Genomic DNA, 15,484 nt, shown 5'->3' with positions numbered 1-15,484 from the left:
CCTGCAACACCACCCACGACGCAGGGAAGAACGTGTCGAAGAAGTTCGCAAGGAACATCCTGGTCGCCGCCATCGCGGTGGCCTCCCTCTCCGTCGGCTGGCCCGGCTCGGCGACAGCGGCCACAGCGCCGTTGTCCCACGCCCGGATCGCTCAGCACTTCGATCTGGCCGGCGGCCAGATGCCGGAGAACATCGCCTGGGAACCGAACGGCAGCGTCGACGTGTCGTTCTCCGCCGCTCGCCAGATAGCCCAGGTCACCCGCCACGGCGCGGTCCGTGTGCTGGCAACCCTGCCCGCACCGGCCGACGGCGGCGTGCACACTCCGGTTCTTGGCTTTCCGCTGGTCACCGGCCTGGTCAGGGACGCACACGGCACGCTGTACTTCCTGTACGCCACCGGCACCAGCGATCTCACCGGTGTCTGGCGGCTCACCCCGGGCGGCACCCCTGAGCGGATCGCCGCGCTGCCGGCCGACGGCCTGCCCAACGGGCTGGCTCTGGACGACCGCAGGCTCTACGTCACCGACTCGGTCCGTGGTGTCATCTGGCGCGTACCGACCAGCGGTGGTGACGCGACGGTCTGGGCGAGCGGCAATGAGCTGGCCTCGACCGGCTTCCTCGGCGCCAACGGCCTGAAGGTGCACAACGGCGCCGTCTGGGCGTCCAACATGGACAAGGGCACCGTGCTCCGCTTCCCGCTGAAGAAGAACGGCACGGCGGGTCCTGCCGAGATCATGGCCGATCAGCTGCCCGGAATCGACGACTTCGCCTTCATCGGGCGCAGCGACCGGATTCTCGCCGCCCTCGACCAGTCCGACCAGGTCGCCCTGGTGGAGCCCGACGGTACTCACACCATCGTGCTCAGTGCTCAGGACGGCCTGCAGAACCCCACGGCCGTCGCCGTACGCGGTGACACCGTGTACGTGACCTCGGCCGCTTACCTCACTCAGCAGGACCCCAACCTGCTCACCGCGCGCATTCAGCCGCACTGCTGACGATCCGTCACAGCTGGGGGTCCGGCAGTCGCCGGGCCCCCAGCGCCAAGGGAGATTCCATGACCACCCCGAACCAGAACACCCTCGAACACCTCAACCCCGAGGACTTCCACTTCAGCAGGAAGGCCTGGATCGCGGCCACCCCACCGGAGGTCTACGACCTGGTGAGCGACGTGTCGATGATCAGCGCCTGGAGTCCGAACGTGAGCGACGTGCGCTATGACGACGGCGCCGGCCCACAGGCCGGCGCCTGGTTCACGGGACGCAACCGGCGCGGCGATCGGGAGTGGACCAGCCGCTCGCAGGTGGTGCGGGCCGAGCCCGGCGACACGTTCGCCTTCGTCGTGGACGGGCTCGTTCGGTGGTGCTGGACGTTCCGTCCGCTCGGCACCGGCACCGTGGCGGAGCAGACCTGGCAATTGCTGGGCCTGGACCCGGTGCTGGGCAGCAATCGCGCAGACCTCGAGACGCTGCTCGCGCGTATGGCGGACAGCGTGGAGACCACGCTGGTCTCCTTGGGACGCTGGGTGGCCGAGGGCGGCGACAACCGCTGACCGTGGTGCGGTCGGCATGCTGACGACCAGGCGGCACGCGCCGGCACCGGCGAAAGGCGATGAGGAATCGGTGCCGGTGGCCCCTCCGTTGCCGCCGGGCTCGCCGGGCGGGTCGGGCCCGGCGGAACGGTCGTCGCCACCGACATCGACGTGTCCTGGGCCCAAGGCATCGCCGGCGACGTCGTCGAGGTACTGCGCCACGACGTCGCGGCCGACCCGCCACCCGCCGGCGGCTTCGACCTGCGGCAGATCCGCGGTCAGCTCGTGGCGGCCGGCCTCGCGACCGATGAGGAAATCGACCGTCACTTGGCCAACGTCAACACCGGACTTCTGGACCTGGCAACGGCCCCGCTGGTGTCCGCGGGGGGCCGCCGCCCGTAGCGGTCGACCGGGGGAGCGGCACCGGCGGCCCATCGCGTCACGCCTGTCGGTTTCACGTCCGGTCCCGGTCCCGATCCTGGGGCCGTGCCGTCATTGCGGCCGCGGCGATCGCGGTCGCCACCAGGATCGCCCCGGCCGTGCCGAGCGCGGCCTGAGCGGCGCCGCGCGGGGTGCCGTCTCCGGCGAGGTAGACGCCGCCGATCACCGCGACGCCGAGCGTGCCGCCGAGTTGCTGGACGGCGTTGAGGAGCCCGGCCGCCGAGCCGGTCTCCTGGGGGCCGATACCGCGCAGCGCGGTGGTGAAGAACGGCGGGGTGAACAGACCGGTGCCCAGGCCCGCGACGACGAGCGCGAACGGCAGCGCCGTCGGATACACGTCGGGCGCGGCGGAGCGGTAGGCGAGGACCGCGGCGGCGAGCCCGACGGCGAGGGCGGCGATCCCGGCGTGCATGACACGGGTCCCCAGTCGCGGCACGAGGTATGCGCCCGCGGCCCACGACCCGGCGGCCAGTCCGGCGGACCACGGCAGCAGGGTCAGACCCGCGGTGAGCGGGCCGCGGTGCAGGCCCAGTTCCAGATGCAGGACCACGGTGATCATGACGCCGTTCATGACCGCGAAGAACAGCGTGGACGTGGCCAGCGCGGCGGGGAACGCGCGGCCGCGCAGCAGAGCCGGTTCGATCAGCGGAGCCCGCCCGCGGCGCGCGGTGCGGCGCTGGTGGGCGACGAACAGCACCAGGACGGCCGCACCCGCGCCCGCCGCCGCCCAACCCGCCGGTCCCGGCGTGCCGGTCGCCATCGGGCACACCACCAGTGCGGTGCCGGCCATCGCCAGCGCCGTCCCCACCGGGTCCAGCCGTGGCCGGACCGGCGCGCGGTCCTCGCGCAGCCGCCGTGCGACGACCAGGACGACGACGGCGAGGGGGAGGTTGACCAGCAGGCATGCGCGCCACGACGAGCCGAACAGGTCGGCGTGCGTCAGGACCCCGCCGAGCACCGGGCCCAGGACCGCCGACAGGCCCATGACCGGGCCGATCGTGCCCAGCGCCTTGGGCAGTTCGTCACCGTCGAACATCGCCCGGATCAGACCGAACGTCTGCGGGATGACCAGCGCCGCCGCGGCGCCCTGCAGCGCGCGCAGCCCGATCAGCGTCTCGGCCGTCGGCGCGAGCGCGCACGCCAGGGACGTGACGGCGAACGCCGCGACGCCGATGCGGAAGACACGGCGGCGTCCCGCGATGTCACCGAGCCGGGCGCCGGTCAGCAGCCCGAGCGCGAACATGAGCGTGTAGGAGGCGCTGAACCACGGGATGGCGGCGGCCGAGCCGCCCAGATCGGTGTGGATGACCGGGCCCGCGACCTGAACGATCGTGGCGTCCAGCAGGTTCATCGCCTCGGCGACCAGCAGCGCGGCCAACGCGGGCCACCGCCATCGGTATGCGGGCGGCGCCGCGGACCCGCCCGCCGGCTGATTCGGGTCGGTGTCGATCGGCGTGCTGTGGCCGGTGTTGTGGGACATGAGTCTCCCCCTGGATGTGCGGTGTGCGGCTTGGGGTGTGGGGCCCGCCGAGCGGGCGACCTGTGACCAAGGTCCCGCTCGTCCAGTGCTGGGTTCCATTCCTGCGGCAGGATTCGCTGATTACTGCCATCGAGGTGGGCTAGCGTGGTGAATATGCTCGTACTGGACGATCTGGATCGTGGCCTGATCCATGCCCTGCAAGTGGACGCACGGGCGTCGTTCACGCTCGTCGCCGACATCCTCGGCTCCTCCACCCAGACCGTGGTGCGCCGTTACCGCCGGCTGTCCGCACGAGCGGGCCTTCGCGTGGTCGCGCTGCCCGCGCCGCGCAGCTCCGGCACGCACCAGTGGTTCGTGCGGCTGACCGCCGCGACGCGCACCGCGCACGACATCGCGGTCGCGCTCGCCCGCCGCCCCGACACGTCGTGGGTGCGGCTGACCTCGGGTGGCACCGAGATCGTCGCGATCATCCACACCACGCCCACCGGCCCCGACGCGCACGCGCTGCTGCTGCGCGACATCCCGCGCACCGCCGGGATCACCGCCGTGTCCGCGCACTACCTGTTGCACACCTACCTCGGCGGACCGACCGCGTGGCGCGGACGCGTCGACACCCTCGACGCCGCCCAGCAGGCACGACTGCGCGCAGAAAGCGCCACCGGAACAGGGCCGGGCAGGGACACGAGCACGACGGGAACCGCATCGGAGGACCCCGCGTATCTGCTCACCGACGCGGACCGCCTCCTGCTGGACGCGCTACGCGACGACGCCCGCCTCAGCTACGCCGAGCTGGCCGCGGCGACCGGTTCGACGGCGTCCACGGTGTCCCGCCGGCTTGCCGAACTGCGGTCTCGCGGCGCGCTGTTCTTCGACGTGGACATCGACCCGTCGCTGCTGGGCGTGACCGTCTCGGCGTTTCTCTGGATGCAGGTCGCCCCTTCGCAGCTGGACGCGGTCGCCACCGAGCTGGCCGGACACCGGGAGCTGGCGGTGGTCGCGGCGACGACCGGACCGACGAACCTGGTCGCGCACGCGCTGTGCCGGGACGCGGAGGAACTGCACCACTACCTGACCCGCAAGGTGGCGTTGGACGCGATCGCACGGATCGAGACCGCGCCGGTCCTGCGCACCTACAAGGCCGCCGCGACGCTGCGCATCGGGTGACGGGCGCACCACTACCGTTTCGCTCACCGGGTGTTGGCCAGGGCCGCGCTGGACTTCGGGCCGAGGATGCCCCACGCGCCTCCGGCCGACGGCGTTCAGCGGCCGCTCGTCGAGCGGCCGGCCCACTTTCCATCGAGCCGCAACCGGTCGCTCAGTCGGCGGCGGTGCCGAACCATTCGGCCAGCGGGCCGAGCAGAGCCTGCTGATCGTCTCCGACCCACGCCACATGGCCGTCGGGCCGCAACAGCACCGCAGGCACGTCCAGTTCCTCGCTGACGTCGACCACGTGGTCGACCCGATCCGCCCAGCCCGCCACCGAGAGCCGGCCGGTCCGGTCGAGCAGCAGCCCGCGGCCGTCGTGCATCAGCTCGTACAGGCGCCCCTGCTTCAGCTCGACGTCCCGCATCCGGCGGCCGAGCAGTTCGTGGCCCTCGCCGAAGTCGTAGCGGATGTCGACGGCGGTGATGAGCCCGGTCACGTACCGGTTCACCTCCTCGAAGTCCATCAGCTTCCCGAACAGCTCCCGCAACGCGGTTGTACCCGGATCGGTCCCCAGGAGCGTGATCCCCGCGCGGGTGTTGTTCAGCACGCGGGCGCCCACCGGGTGCCGTTCGGTGTGATAGCTGTCCAACAGATCCTCCGGAGCCCAGCCGTTGGCCGCGGCAGCCAGTTTCCAGCCCAGGTTGAACGCGTCCTGCACGCCGAGATTCATCCCCTGCCCGCCGGCCGGCGGGTGGATGTGCGCCGCGTCGCCGGCCAGCAGCACCCGGCCGACCCGGTAGCGCTCGGCCTGCCGGGTGGCGTTGCCGAACCGGGAGAGCCAACGCGGCGAGTGCACGCCGAAGTCGGTGCCGGCGATGGCCCGCAGCTGCTGCTGGAACTCGTCGAGGGTCGGACCGGTCGCACGGTCCTCGGACACTCCGTCGGCGGGCACGACAATGCGGCACACTCCGTCCTCGTCGGGGGCGCTGACACCGAATCGCAGTTGGGTCCTGCGGACCTCCTCGACGGCGGCGGCGATCGTGGCCGGATCCTCGGTCACCTCCATTTGACCGATCAGCGTCTCGATCGTGGCGGGCTCGCCGGGGAAACCGACGCCGAGCAGCTTGCGCACCGCGCTGCGGCCGCCGTCGCACCCGACGACGTAGCGCGAGCGAAGGTGCGCGCCCCGACCGGCCATCTCGACGGTCACGCCGTCCTCGTCCTGGCTCAGCCCGACCACTTCGCAACCGCGTCGGATGTCGGTGCCGAGTTCGACGGCACGCTCGCTGAGCAGCCGCTCGCTGACCGGCTGCGGAGTAGCCAGGCCGTACGGGTGTGCCGTGTCCAGCCCGTGCGGCCACGGCTTCATGATGCCGCCGAAGAGACCGCCGGCCTGGAACGTCTCACTGACCGCGCGAAACCGGTCCAGAAGGCCGCGCTGGTCCATGATCTCGACGCTGCGCGTGTGCAGGCCCTGTCCGCGGGACTCCTTGGTCGGCTCGGTCAACTTCTCCAGCACGACCACATGCACGCCGTGCAGCCGCAACTCGCAGGCCAGCATCAAACCGGTCGGCCCGGCGCCGACCACGATCACGTCAATCATCACCACACCCGTTCAACGAAACTGGATTTCGGCCGGCCACGTCCATCTCGCGGACCTGTCATTCCCCGCTCAGCGCGCGGCGCAGGCCCACTTGGCCGATGAGGATGCCCCCGTCGACCGGGAGCGTCACGCCCGTGATCCAGGCGGCGTCCGAGGACGCCAGGAACGCTACAGCGGCCGCGATGTCATCGGGCAGACCGACCCTGCCGAGCGGGTAGTGGGGGGCGACGGCCCGCAAGGCGGACTCGCGCCCCGCCCAGGCCTCGGTGTGGACCGTGCCGGGGACGACCAGGTTCACACGGACGCCACGGGGTGCCGCGTGACCGGCGAGGGTGCGGGTCAGGCTGGCCAGGCCCGCCTTGGCCGCGCTGTAGGCGTGGTTGCCGAAATCCTGCTCGCCGTTGACCGATCCGATGCTGACGATCGCGCCCCGGCGGTCGGGGGCGGCCGCGAGGTGGGGGAGGGCCGCGCGGGCGCAGCGATAGGCGCCGGTGAGGGTGATGTCGAGGTCCTGGTGCCAGGCCTCGTCCGTCTCGTCCTCGAAGAACGGGGCGTCCGGGTGGCAGGCGCAGGCGTTGTTGACCAGCACGTCCAGCGTGCCGAAGCGCCGGACCGCGTAGGCGACGGCCGCCTCGACCGAGGCGCGGTCGGCCACGTCGCAGGGCAGCGCCTCGGCCAAGCCTGCGGACTCCCGGATCCCGGCCGCCACCTTCTCGGCACGGTCCCCCTCCAGATCGGTGACCAGCACCTGTGCGCCCTCATCGGCCAGCCGGCGGGCGGTGGCCGCGCCGATGCCGCGGCCCGCACCCGTGATCAGTGCTCCGTATCCCTCGAAACGTCTCATGGACGGCTGACTACCCGGTTACCCCCGGAGCTGAACGGCCATCGGTGGGGCGGACGAGTGGAGGGTCAGCCGTCGCGGCGCCAGATGACCAGGTCGCGCTGAGGGATCACCACCGCGACATGCCAGCCCGATGGAGCCTTCGGCCAGCTGTCCGTAGCGGGGGCGGACGCCGTGCGAACGGTCGTCACGGCGACGTTCGCGCCGTCCGGCGGGGTGTCGGGGCCGGTCAGGTCGCGCGTCCAGACCCGGCCGTCGAGAACCATGTACGCCATCGTGAACCGGGTGCGCCATCCCAGGCCCAGATCCATCACCAGCCGGTCGCCCGGCCGGATCCGTGCCTGTTCCATGAAGCCGGTGGCGTCCGGGTACCCGTGTGCGGCAGTCGGCCGGGAGACGTGCTGGGCGATCGTCACCGTCGCCCATCCGGCGAACAGCGTCAGCGCCATGCCGACCGCGATCATCGCCACAGCGGGACGCCGAGTGCTCAGCAACCCTCTCAGCAGGACGGTGGCGGTGAAGACCGCCAGGGCTGTCGCGGTGGTCAACGGCACCGAGAAGGCACCCCAGTCGCCGGACCAGCGACTGGACAGGAACGTGGTGTCCGGAAGGGCCCACAGAATGAAGTTCAGCTTGTGGAAGCGATCTCCCGCGAGGACGGTCAGCGCCGCGGTGAGCGCCACGGTCAGCGCGATCGCCGCCACCGTGGCCCGAACGAGCGCTCTGCGGCCCTTGATCCGGTGGAGAGCAACGGTGCCGGCCAGGAACAGTGCCGGAACCAGGGGTGACAGATAGCGGGCGTTGACGATCGTGTCGATACGGCGGTCCGTGGGCAGGGCGGCCGCGGCGGCCAGCGATACGCCGAGCAGCAGTGCCACGGTCAGGAAGGCGACCACGCGGTCCGCGCGCGGTGCCTTGGTGCCGGCCAGGCAGGCGCAGCAGACAACCAGCCCCAGGGCGCCCATGCCCCAGGTCGAGGTGACGAAGTACCAGGTGTGACCGATCCACCGCATGACGGTGCGCTGGTACAGCTCCGGGGTGCGCAGCGTCTGCCATACGGCGTTTCCCACCTGGCTGGGGTGGGTGCCGTCGAGGCGGGACAGCAGCCACCGGTCCAACTCCCGCTGCGTGGCGTACATGAGCGCGAGGGCCGACAGCGCCGCGGCGGTCGCCGGGCGCGGCGCCCAGTTCCGCGCGAAGGCCACCAGCAGCACCAGGCACGTGAGCGCGACGACCACACCACCACGGTCGTGGACCATCATGCTGAATCCGGCCGCGCTTCCGGCGAGGATCCCCGAGCCGCACCTGCGGCGGAACGGACCCTCCGAGAGCAGCCCGTGAACACCGATCAGCCAGGCCAGGACCAGCGCCGGGAGCGGTGTGTCGGCCAGTGCGAACTGCGAGTAGAAGACCACCGGAGGCAGCATCACCACCACGGTCGCCAGCACGTACGACACCGGACGCGGTACGTCCAGCTTTCGCAGCGCGACGTAGGCAAGCGGCAGTACCAGGCAGCTCAGCAGCGCGTTGATCCCCAGGACGAGGTGGTACGCGTGGACGGGATCGTGGGTGATCCGCAGTGCCGGCGAGATCAACAGCGGGTAGCCGCCGGGGATCACCATGTCGCTGGGGATCTCGGTCGCGGAGCCGCCCGCCAGGAGCCGCGCCAGAACGAGGTACATGTGCTCGTCGGGGCCCACCGTCGGATAGTTCTGGCCGGTGACGAGTGCCAGCCGGAAGACCACCTGCCCGACGTAGCCGGCCGCGACGGCGACCGGCCAGAACCAGCTCGCCCGCACCAGTCGCGCGAGCCGGTCGGCGGTCCCCCTGGCCGACGGCGCTCTCTGCGATTCCGGCTGCAGCCCCACGGGCGAAGTGGCGACGGCGCTTCGCAGTTGCATGGGGAGTGACCTTTTCCTGGCGGCGGGTAGAGGGCGGCTTTCGGCGCCGGCCATGCGTGAGCTTAGGAGCCGATGACGGCCCGGGAACGACATCCGCGCGGGATACCCGCCCTTGAGCGACGAACGTTCGTTTCCCGTTCACCCGGCGCTCAGAAGGCGAGTCAGGGCTCAGCGGCCCGCGCGCTCCCCGGGCCGGCGAGGCGGTGACCTGGCGGCCCGGGGCTGGGGCGGCCTGTTCGGCGGGCTGTACGGCGACGGCTGGCAGGACCTGCGGCTCGACCACGACGAACTCGCGGCAGCGGGCACGGCGCTCGGCTGCGGCGCGATCCGGTTCCTGTTCCCAGAGGACTGCCCGGTCGGAGCGGCGGCGGACGCCGCCGGTTTCCTCGCCGCGCAGAGCACGCGCCAGTGCGGCGTCTGCGTCTCCGGTACGCAGGCGCTCGCCGGCGCCCTGGCCGCACTCGCGCTCGGAAAGGCGTCCGCCCTGACCCATTCGTTCGCCACCACCACTGTGGACCTCGAGCGTGACGCGGACTCGGTGGCACCGTCGGTCATCCTGGCCCGCATCGTGCGGAGTCTGCTCCCCATGGACCCCGAGCTGCGCCAGGACTGGCGGCTGTGGCGGGAACTGTGGGTGCGGGCGCTGCGCGACGAGGAGACGCAGCGGTTCGCCGTCGACCTGTACGACCAGCTCCAGGAGTGGGTCTCCGGCGCGTTGAACCGGGGAATCCAGGCGGGCGAATTCACCGACACCGACGTCGCCGCGCTCAGCACCCACGTCCTCGCCCTGTGCGACGGCTACGGCATCCGCCTCATGCTCAGCGATCCGAAGGTAACCTCCGACAGCGCGCTGGACGCCGTCTGGCGGGCGATCGCCGCCGCGCTGGGGATCGCACCGGCCTTCCCGAAGATCTGAACGCGACGGGTCGCATCCCCGAGTCGCCGCAAGGGCGGCCGGTGCGTGGGGTGTCCGTGGGGTGGCGTACCGTTACTGCTCGAACAGGCGAACCGAACGGCCGCTGCGACCTGAGCGTGCCCGCCGACAGGATCCGACCACTCCTGCCCACGGCACATGCGAGGAGGAGCAGCCATGCGGTGGCATCGCCGCGATCCCATGGCGCCGGGCGCGCTGCGCCGGGAGTGCCGTCGCATCCTGCGGGAGATGCCGGTGCCGGACCCCTTCACCGTGGCCGGGTTCATCAAGAACATCGAGGCGGAGCGCGGCCGTGAGATCCGCCTGGTCGAGTTGCCCGCAGATGTGCCGGGCCAGACCGGAGCCTGCGGCCTGTGGGTGAAGCACCGTCAGCGTCCGCTGGACCTGATTCTGCACGTGCAGGGGACGACGAAGTTCCACCGAAAAAAGATCATCTTCCATGAGCTGTGCCATCTGTGGTGCGAGGACGGCTCCGGCGCGGAGCGGGAGCAGCTCACGCTGCTCTTCCCCGGCATGCCCCCGGAAATGATCGACAGGCTGCTGTCCACCGGTCAGGTCATGGCCCGCAGCGGCTATGCCACGCACGCCGAGGCCCGGGCCGAAACGCTGGCTGATCTGCTGCATCACGAGACCCGGCACGCCCGGATCACCGGTGACGTGACCCTGCGAAATCTCGACGAAAGCCTGTCGCGGCCCATCGCGGGCCCGCGCCGCAAGAAGGTGCTGCCTCATGACTGACGTCATCGCTTACGCAATCATCGCTCTGCTGCTCTTCCAGGCGGTGTGGCGGGTACCGGCCGCACTGCGCGGGCAGTCCCGGGAACGGTCGCTGTGGGGCGCGTTCGCGGCGCTCGCCGTCGCGTGGCTGCTGCGCACCGGCCTGGGCAGGGCCGTCATCGACCGTCTCGGTGTCGTCGACCTCGCGACCCTGCTCAAGCACGTCATCACGATCGCCGGTATCTGTGTGCTGCTCCGATACGTCACGGCGGTCGACGGCGACGTAGCCGCGTCCGACGGCGCCGTCCTGCGACGCGTCCGCATCACCGCGGCCGTGCACCGCATCGCCACCAGAGCTTCCATAGCAACCATGCTGGTCATGGCCGCGGTGTTCTTCATCGTCCTGGACCGCACGCGCACCGAGAGCCCGTACTTCATGGCCCGCCATGCCGGTGAGGTGGGACTGGCGCTCTACATGGGCCTGTTCTACCTCTACACGGCCGCGGCAGCCGCGGTCTGCGCCTACCAGTGGGGCAGTTCCGCCCGCCGGGCGCAGCGCTGGACGCTCAGGATCGGCCTGACGATGATGGCCGTCGCGATGGCCCTGGCCGTGCTGTACGCCTTCCTGCGCACCGCCTACTGCGCGTTCATCACGGTCCACACGGTCTCCATGAGCTTCGTCGACCTGCAGGAGAACGTGACGGACACCGTGCTGTACCTGGTGTTCCTGCTGTGGGTCCTGGGCGCGATCGCGCCGGCCACCCAGTCCGTCATCGACCGCAGGAGGGCGAAGCGGACGCTGACCGCGCTCTACCCCCTGTGGCGCGAACTGGCCCTGGCCGTCCCCTCGGTCGTTCTCCGCGCCCCCAGCAACCTGCTGCCCGGCCACCGCTTCGCCGCGCGTCTGAACCGGGCCCGGGACCTCATGAAGCTCTCCCCGCCGCCCTACCTGCTGCTGGAGCGCTACATCACGGAGATCAGCGACGTGCAGCGCACCTTGAGCCACTACGCGTCGCCGGGTCTGTACACGCGGGCCAAGGCACTCGCCGACGGTCAGGGCCACACCGAGGACGAGGCCCGCGCCGTCGCCGACGCCTACTGGATCAAGAGCGCGCTGGTTGCCATGGCCTCCGGTGCGGTGGCCCACAGCGCTCCGGTCGACGTACCTCCCGCCGATGACGACTTCGACATCCAGGTGGAACGGTTCGTGCGGGCCCAGGCGGCCTACGGCCGGACCGACCCGGAGACCGCCCGGGACCTGCTCCAGACCGACGTGACCGTGTAGCCGACCTTCCGACCGTCAGAGAAAGCGTGAACAGCACCGACATGACCGACAACAACGCCCGCCCCACCGTTTCCGCTGGTCTGCTGTGCTTCAACGAGCACGGGCACGCCCTGTTCGTGAACCCGACCTACAAGCCGTTCTGGAACCTGCCCGGCGGGCACGTCGAGCAGGGCGAGACCCCGGCAATCGCGGCGGTACGGGAGGGCCGGGAAGAACTCGGCATCGACGTGGAGCTCGGGCCGCTGCTCGCCACCGCCTGGATCACCGTCCCCGGCCGCGGCGAGCAGGTGCTCTTCGTCTTCGACGGTGGGGAACTCAGCCCCGAACAGCAGGCGGCGATCACCGTCCAGGAGAGCGAACTCAGCGAGCACGCCTTCTTCCCCACGGATGACATCGATCCGGCTGTGGCTCCGCCGCACCTGCTCGGCCTCCTGCAGAGTGCCCTGCGCGCCCGCACCGAGGGCGGCGTGGCGTACCTGGAGGTCAGCGTCTGACCGGTGGCCGGATTCCGGAGGGGGTGGTGCCACGGGGGTCCGTGTCACCCCCCTTCCGTTGTCGGCCCGGCGGGTCAGTCCAGATCCGTGTCGGTGCCCACGCCCGGCAGTTTGCCGTCCTCGATGTCGTCCAGCAGATCGTTGAGGAAGGACACCAGCCGGGTGTTCAGGGCACCCCCGCCACCGCGTGTCGCCATGTTGCCGACTTCGCCGCACCGGAACGAGGCGATCAGCTCCAGGTTCGCGGCGAGCTCGCGCACGGCTTCGTCGTCGGGCCGGAAGAACTGCGGCGGAGCGTGATAGGCCGCCGCGAGGCCGTCCAGGATCTGCGGTGACGCGTCCGTGCGGGCGCCGGTGCGCAGGTCGCGCACGCTGCTCTCCGAGACCACCGTGCTGCCGGCCTGCGCGTTGATGACCCGGGCGATCTCCGCGTCGGTGGGCGGTGTCTGCCCACCCTGGTACGTGTGCTCGACCATGAAGCTGATCTTCTCGGACAGGGTGCGCGGGTCGCGGCGACGATCGTCCGACGGCGGCTGGGGGAGGGGGGCGTCGTTGCCGAAGGACCGTTCCTGTGCCGCCAGCAACTCCTGGACGCTCACCCCGTACGCGGCGGCCAGGGCCTCGGCGAAGGCCGTCTGAAGGCGGCGTACGCCCCGTTCGGCGTTGGCGACGGGCCCGGCGCTCTTGGTCCCCAGGATGTCCTTGGTCTGGTACTGGGAGTAGCCGGCATCGCACCGCAGGTCGGCGAGATCGGGCAGCCCCTCACGCGGGAACAGCTCGTCCAGATCCGCCCTGAGGGCGGTGGCCAGGGAGGGCAGCTTGTCCCCGTCCGGGGAGGACTGTTCGGTCTCCCAACTGGCCACGGTCGGATCGGCTATGCCGAGGGCCTTCGCGACCTGGCTCTGCGTCAGATCGGCAGCACGGCGCACCGCGCGGACGCGGCGGCCGTCGAAGTGACGCGAAGGCATTCAGCTGCTCCCCGGCTGCTGGTTGTCGTGGACAGGAAAACCTTAACCACTTGATCCGTTCATTGAATCAAGATAACTTCGATTCGACGAACCGAGCGAGGGGGCGACCTCTCGTCCGGGCGTCGCCGGCGTGGTCCCGGCCCGCCCTGAACGGCGCCGCGTCCACGGCTCAGCACGGCACAGCACACACAAGCTACCCACCTGGTGACGTACGGGGGTCGTCACCAGGTGGGTGTCCTACCCACGCCCGGCGTCGAGGACGCCGAGCGTGTCGTGTCAGCGCAGGTCGAGCCGCATCAGGATCCGGGGATGGCCGGCCAGTACCGAGGTGGTGTCGGCGGCGTGGGCGAATCCCGCGCGTTCGAAGTTCTTCCGGATCCCCGCGTACGCCATGGTCAGGTCGACCCTGGCATCCCCGTTGTCGAGAGGGTATGCCTCGATAGCCGGTGCGCCGTGGGCGCGGGCGAACTCGACCGCGCCGGCGATGAGGGAGTGCGAGATCCCCTTCTTCCGGTGGCCGGGGCGGACCCGGACGCACCACAGCGCCCAGACCGGCAGTTCGTCGACGTGCGGGATCTTGCGGTTGCGCGCGAAGGAGGTGTCGGAGCGCGGTGCCACGGCGGCCCAGCCGACCGGCTCGTCATCGTCATAGGCGAGGACACCGGGCGGGGGTTCGGCCCGGCACAGCTCGGCGACGTACTCACCGCGCGCGGGCCCGCGCAGCTCGCTGTTGAGCTTGGACGGAATCCGGTAGCTCAGGCACCAGCAGACGTTCGCTGTCGGCGACTTCGGGCCGATCACGGCGCGGACATCGTCGAAGGCCGAAGCCGGGCGCACCTCGATGGTCACGACACCACACTGCCACGGCGGACGGGGCCACGCCGCCGACTTCTCTACGAGCGGGGACCGGCCATCGCCGGGCACGGGTTCCGCGGGGCGGCGCGACCGGCGGCGCTCATGCCGTCCGTACGTCGAAAGAGGCGAACATGTCCACCAGCGGCTGCGGGGCGCGGTCGTTGAAGATGACGTCCAGGCCTTCCGCGGACTGCTGAGCCGTCTCTTCGCTGCGGGGGAAGAGGACCTCCTCGTAGGCGGCGAGAGCTGTCTCGACGTCGTCCGGATGTGCGGCCAGGAAGCGCCCCAGATCCGCGCCGTCGATCATGGCGAGGTTGGCTCCTTCGCCGGCGAACGGCGACATCAGGTGGGCCGCGTCGCCGAGCGGGGTCACTCCCGGCACCCGCTTCCAGTGGTGGCCGATGGGCAGGGCATGGATCAGCCGGGGGATCAGTGAGCCGTCCGCGTCGGCGACCAGCTGTCGCAGCTCGGGTGCCCAGTCGGCGAAGTGTTCCAGCACGGCTGCTTTGGCGGGGGCCGTGTCGGTGAAGTCGATGGTCGACAGCCAGTCCTCGGCGGCACGCAGCGCGGTGTAGATGTGCAGGCTGCCGTCGGTCTCCCGGTGACCGAGGAAGCCCTTGTCGTCGCCCAGCGCGAAGAACATGCCGCCGCCGATCAGCTGCGCGGCCCCGGGGTGGCGGGCGTCGGCGTCCAGGAGGTCCACCTCGACGAAGGAGATCCCGGTGTACGCGGGGGTCGCGTCGGAGAGCAGGTGGCGGGTGCGGGACCAGGCGCCGTCGGCGCCGATGAGCAGGCCGGTGGTGAACAGGGTTCCGTCGGCGAGGGTGACCTCGTGCCGCCCGTCGCCCAGGGAGCGGGTCGAGGCGACCTTGGTGCCCCAGCGGACGGTGCCCGCCGGGAGGGAGCCGAGCAGCAGGTCGCGAAGGTCGCCGCGGTCGATCTCGGGCCGGCCGTTCGTGCCGTTGTCCGCCTCGTCGCGCCGGAGGCGGGCGTTCTTGTCGAAGACGCGTGTGGCCTCGCCGCCCCGGTGGACTTTGGCGAGGAACGCGTCGTGCAGGTGCGCGGCGTGCAATGCGGCCTGTCCGGTCTCCTCGTGGATGTCGAGCATGCCGCCCTGGGCGCGGGTCCGGGAGGAGGCTTCGAGGTCGAAGACGGCCGTTTCGATGCCGTGGACGTGCAGGACACGGGCGAGGGGGAGGCCACCGAGACCGGCGCCGATGATGGCGATGGGGTGGTGCGGAGGGGTGCTCATGGCGGAGCTCGATTCTCTTCGGGGGAGGGGTGAGGCCGG

At 71.1% G+C, this 15,484-nt stretch carries 14 protein-coding genes and 1 pseudogene; 8 read left to right on the top strand and 7 right to left on the bottom strand.

All coding sequences use genetic code 11. The features are described 5' to 3' along the window. Window positions 1–32 precede the first annotated feature (32 nt). The 3 genes and pseudogenes from C8250_RS03345 to C8250_RS03335 all read left to right on the top strand — a co-directional run. Window positions 33–995 carry a hypothetical protein gene (locus C8250_RS03345; protein ID WP_138354641.1) on the top strand — a complete coding sequence of 321 codons (963 nt, stop codon included), beginning with the start codon at window positions 33–35 and terminating at the stop codon, window positions 993–995. Between the two features lie 59 nt (window positions 996–1,054). Next, window positions 1,055–1,549, top strand: a complete 495-nt coding sequence (locus tag C8250_RS03340) for an SRPBCC family protein (RefSeq protein ID WP_138354642.1) — start codon at window positions 1,055–1,057, stop codon at window positions 1,547–1,549. 66 nt (window positions 1,550–1,615) lie between these two features. Further along, window positions 1,616–1,930: pseudogene (locus tag C8250_RS03335) on the top strand (hypothetical protein); the annotation flags it as partial. A gap of 52 nt (window positions 1,931–1,982) precedes the next feature. Here C8250_RS03335 and C8250_RS03330 read toward each other — a convergent pair. Beyond that, window positions 1,983–3,449, bottom strand: a complete 1,467-nt coding sequence (locus tag C8250_RS03330) for an MFS transporter (RefSeq protein WP_138354643.1) — start codon at window positions 3,447–3,449, stop codon at window positions 1,983–1,985. 153 nt (window positions 3,450–3,602) lie between these two features. Here C8250_RS03330 and C8250_RS03325 point away from each other — a divergent pair, with 153 nt between their 5' ends. After that, window positions 3,603–4,613 carry an Lrp/AsnC family transcriptional regulator gene (locus C8250_RS03325; RefSeq protein WP_138354644.1) on the top strand — a complete coding sequence of 337 codons (1,011 nt, stop codon included), beginning with the start codon at window positions 3,603–3,605 and terminating at the stop codon, window positions 4,611–4,613. A gap of 151 nt (window positions 4,614–4,764) precedes the next feature. Here the strand turns inward: C8250_RS03325 and rox are convergent, their stop codons facing one another. The 3 genes from rox to C8250_RS03310 form a co-directional block, all read right to left on the bottom strand. Continuing rightward, entirely contained in the window at window positions 4,765–6,198 is a 1,434-nt protein-coding gene (gene rox / locus C8250_RS03320; RefSeq protein WP_138354645.1) for a rifampin monooxygenase, read from the bottom strand. A gap of 58 nt (window positions 6,199–6,256) precedes the next feature. Next, complete coding sequence (locus C8250_RS03315; RefSeq protein WP_138354646.1) at window positions 6,257–7,042, bottom strand: SDR family NAD(P)-dependent oxidoreductase; 786 nt, start codon at window positions 7,040–7,042, stop codon at window positions 6,257–6,259. Window positions 7,043–7,107: 65 nt separating this feature from the next. Continuing rightward, window positions 7,108–8,940, bottom strand: a complete 1,833-nt coding sequence (locus C8250_RS03310) for a phospholipid carrier-dependent glycosyltransferase (RefSeq protein WP_187144716.1) — start codon at window positions 8,938–8,940, stop codon at window positions 7,108–7,110. A 112-nt stretch (window positions 8,941–9,052) separates the two neighbouring features. On the opposite strand from C8250_RS03310, the gene C8250_RS43305 reads away from it, so the two are divergent. From C8250_RS43305 to C8250_RS03290, 4 genes are all read left to right on the top strand, one after another. Then, on the top strand, window positions 9,053–9,856 hold the full coding sequence (locus C8250_RS43305; RefSeq protein ID WP_232485266.1) for a TetR family transcriptional regulator C-terminal domain-containing protein: 804 nt from the start codon (window positions 9,053–9,055) through the stop codon (window positions 9,854–9,856). Window positions 9,857–10,054: 198 nt separating this feature from the next. After that, complete coding sequence (locus C8250_RS03300) at window positions 10,055–10,612, top strand: hypothetical protein (RefSeq protein ID WP_138354649.1); 558 nt, start codon at window positions 10,055–10,057, stop codon at window positions 10,610–10,612. Continuing rightward, the gene (locus tag C8250_RS03295) at window positions 10,605–11,876 is read left to right on the top strand and encodes an MAB_1171c family putative transporter (RefSeq protein WP_138354650.1); all 1,272 of its coding nucleotides are present in this window, start codon (window positions 10,605–10,607) and stop codon (window positions 11,874–11,876) included. Before C8250_RS03300 ends, C8250_RS03295 begins: the two co-directional genes overlap by 8 nt. 26 nt (window positions 11,877–11,902) lie before the next feature. Further along, a complete protein-coding gene (locus C8250_RS03290) occupies window positions 11,903–12,370 on the top strand; it encodes an NUDIX hydrolase (RefSeq protein ID WP_244808955.1) in 468 nt (155 codons plus the stop codon). Window positions 12,371–12,444: 74 nt separating this feature from the next. On the opposite strand, the gene C8250_RS03285 is transcribed toward C8250_RS03290, so the two are convergent. The 3 genes from C8250_RS03285 to C8250_RS03275 form a co-directional block, all read right to left on the bottom strand. Further along, complete coding sequence (locus tag C8250_RS03285; protein WP_138354651.1) at window positions 12,445–13,338, bottom strand: helix-turn-helix transcriptional regulator; 894 nt, start codon at window positions 13,336–13,338, stop codon at window positions 12,445–12,447. Between the two features lie 276 nt (window positions 13,339–13,614). Beyond that, window positions 13,615–14,187, bottom strand: coding sequence for a GNAT family N-acetyltransferase (locus tag C8250_RS03280; RefSeq protein ID WP_138354652.1), 573 nt, complete (start codon window positions 14,185–14,187; stop codon window positions 13,615–13,617). A 106-nt stretch (window positions 14,188–14,293) separates the two neighbouring features. Then, window positions 14,294–15,445, bottom strand: coding sequence for an NAD(P)/FAD-dependent oxidoreductase (locus tag C8250_RS03275; protein ID WP_138354653.1), 1,152 nt, complete (start codon window positions 15,443–15,445; stop codon window positions 14,294–14,296). Between the last annotated feature and the right edge of the window lie 39 nt (window positions 15,446–15,484).

This window comes from Streptomyces sp. So13.3 (genome assembly GCF_005860785.2).
Taxonomy (GTDB): domain Bacteria; phylum Actinomycetota; class Actinomycetes; order Streptomycetales; family Streptomycetaceae; genus Actinacidiphila; species Actinacidiphila fildesensis.
Note: the sequence above shows the minus strand (reverse complement) of the source record. Positions and strands in the feature narration are given on the sequence as shown.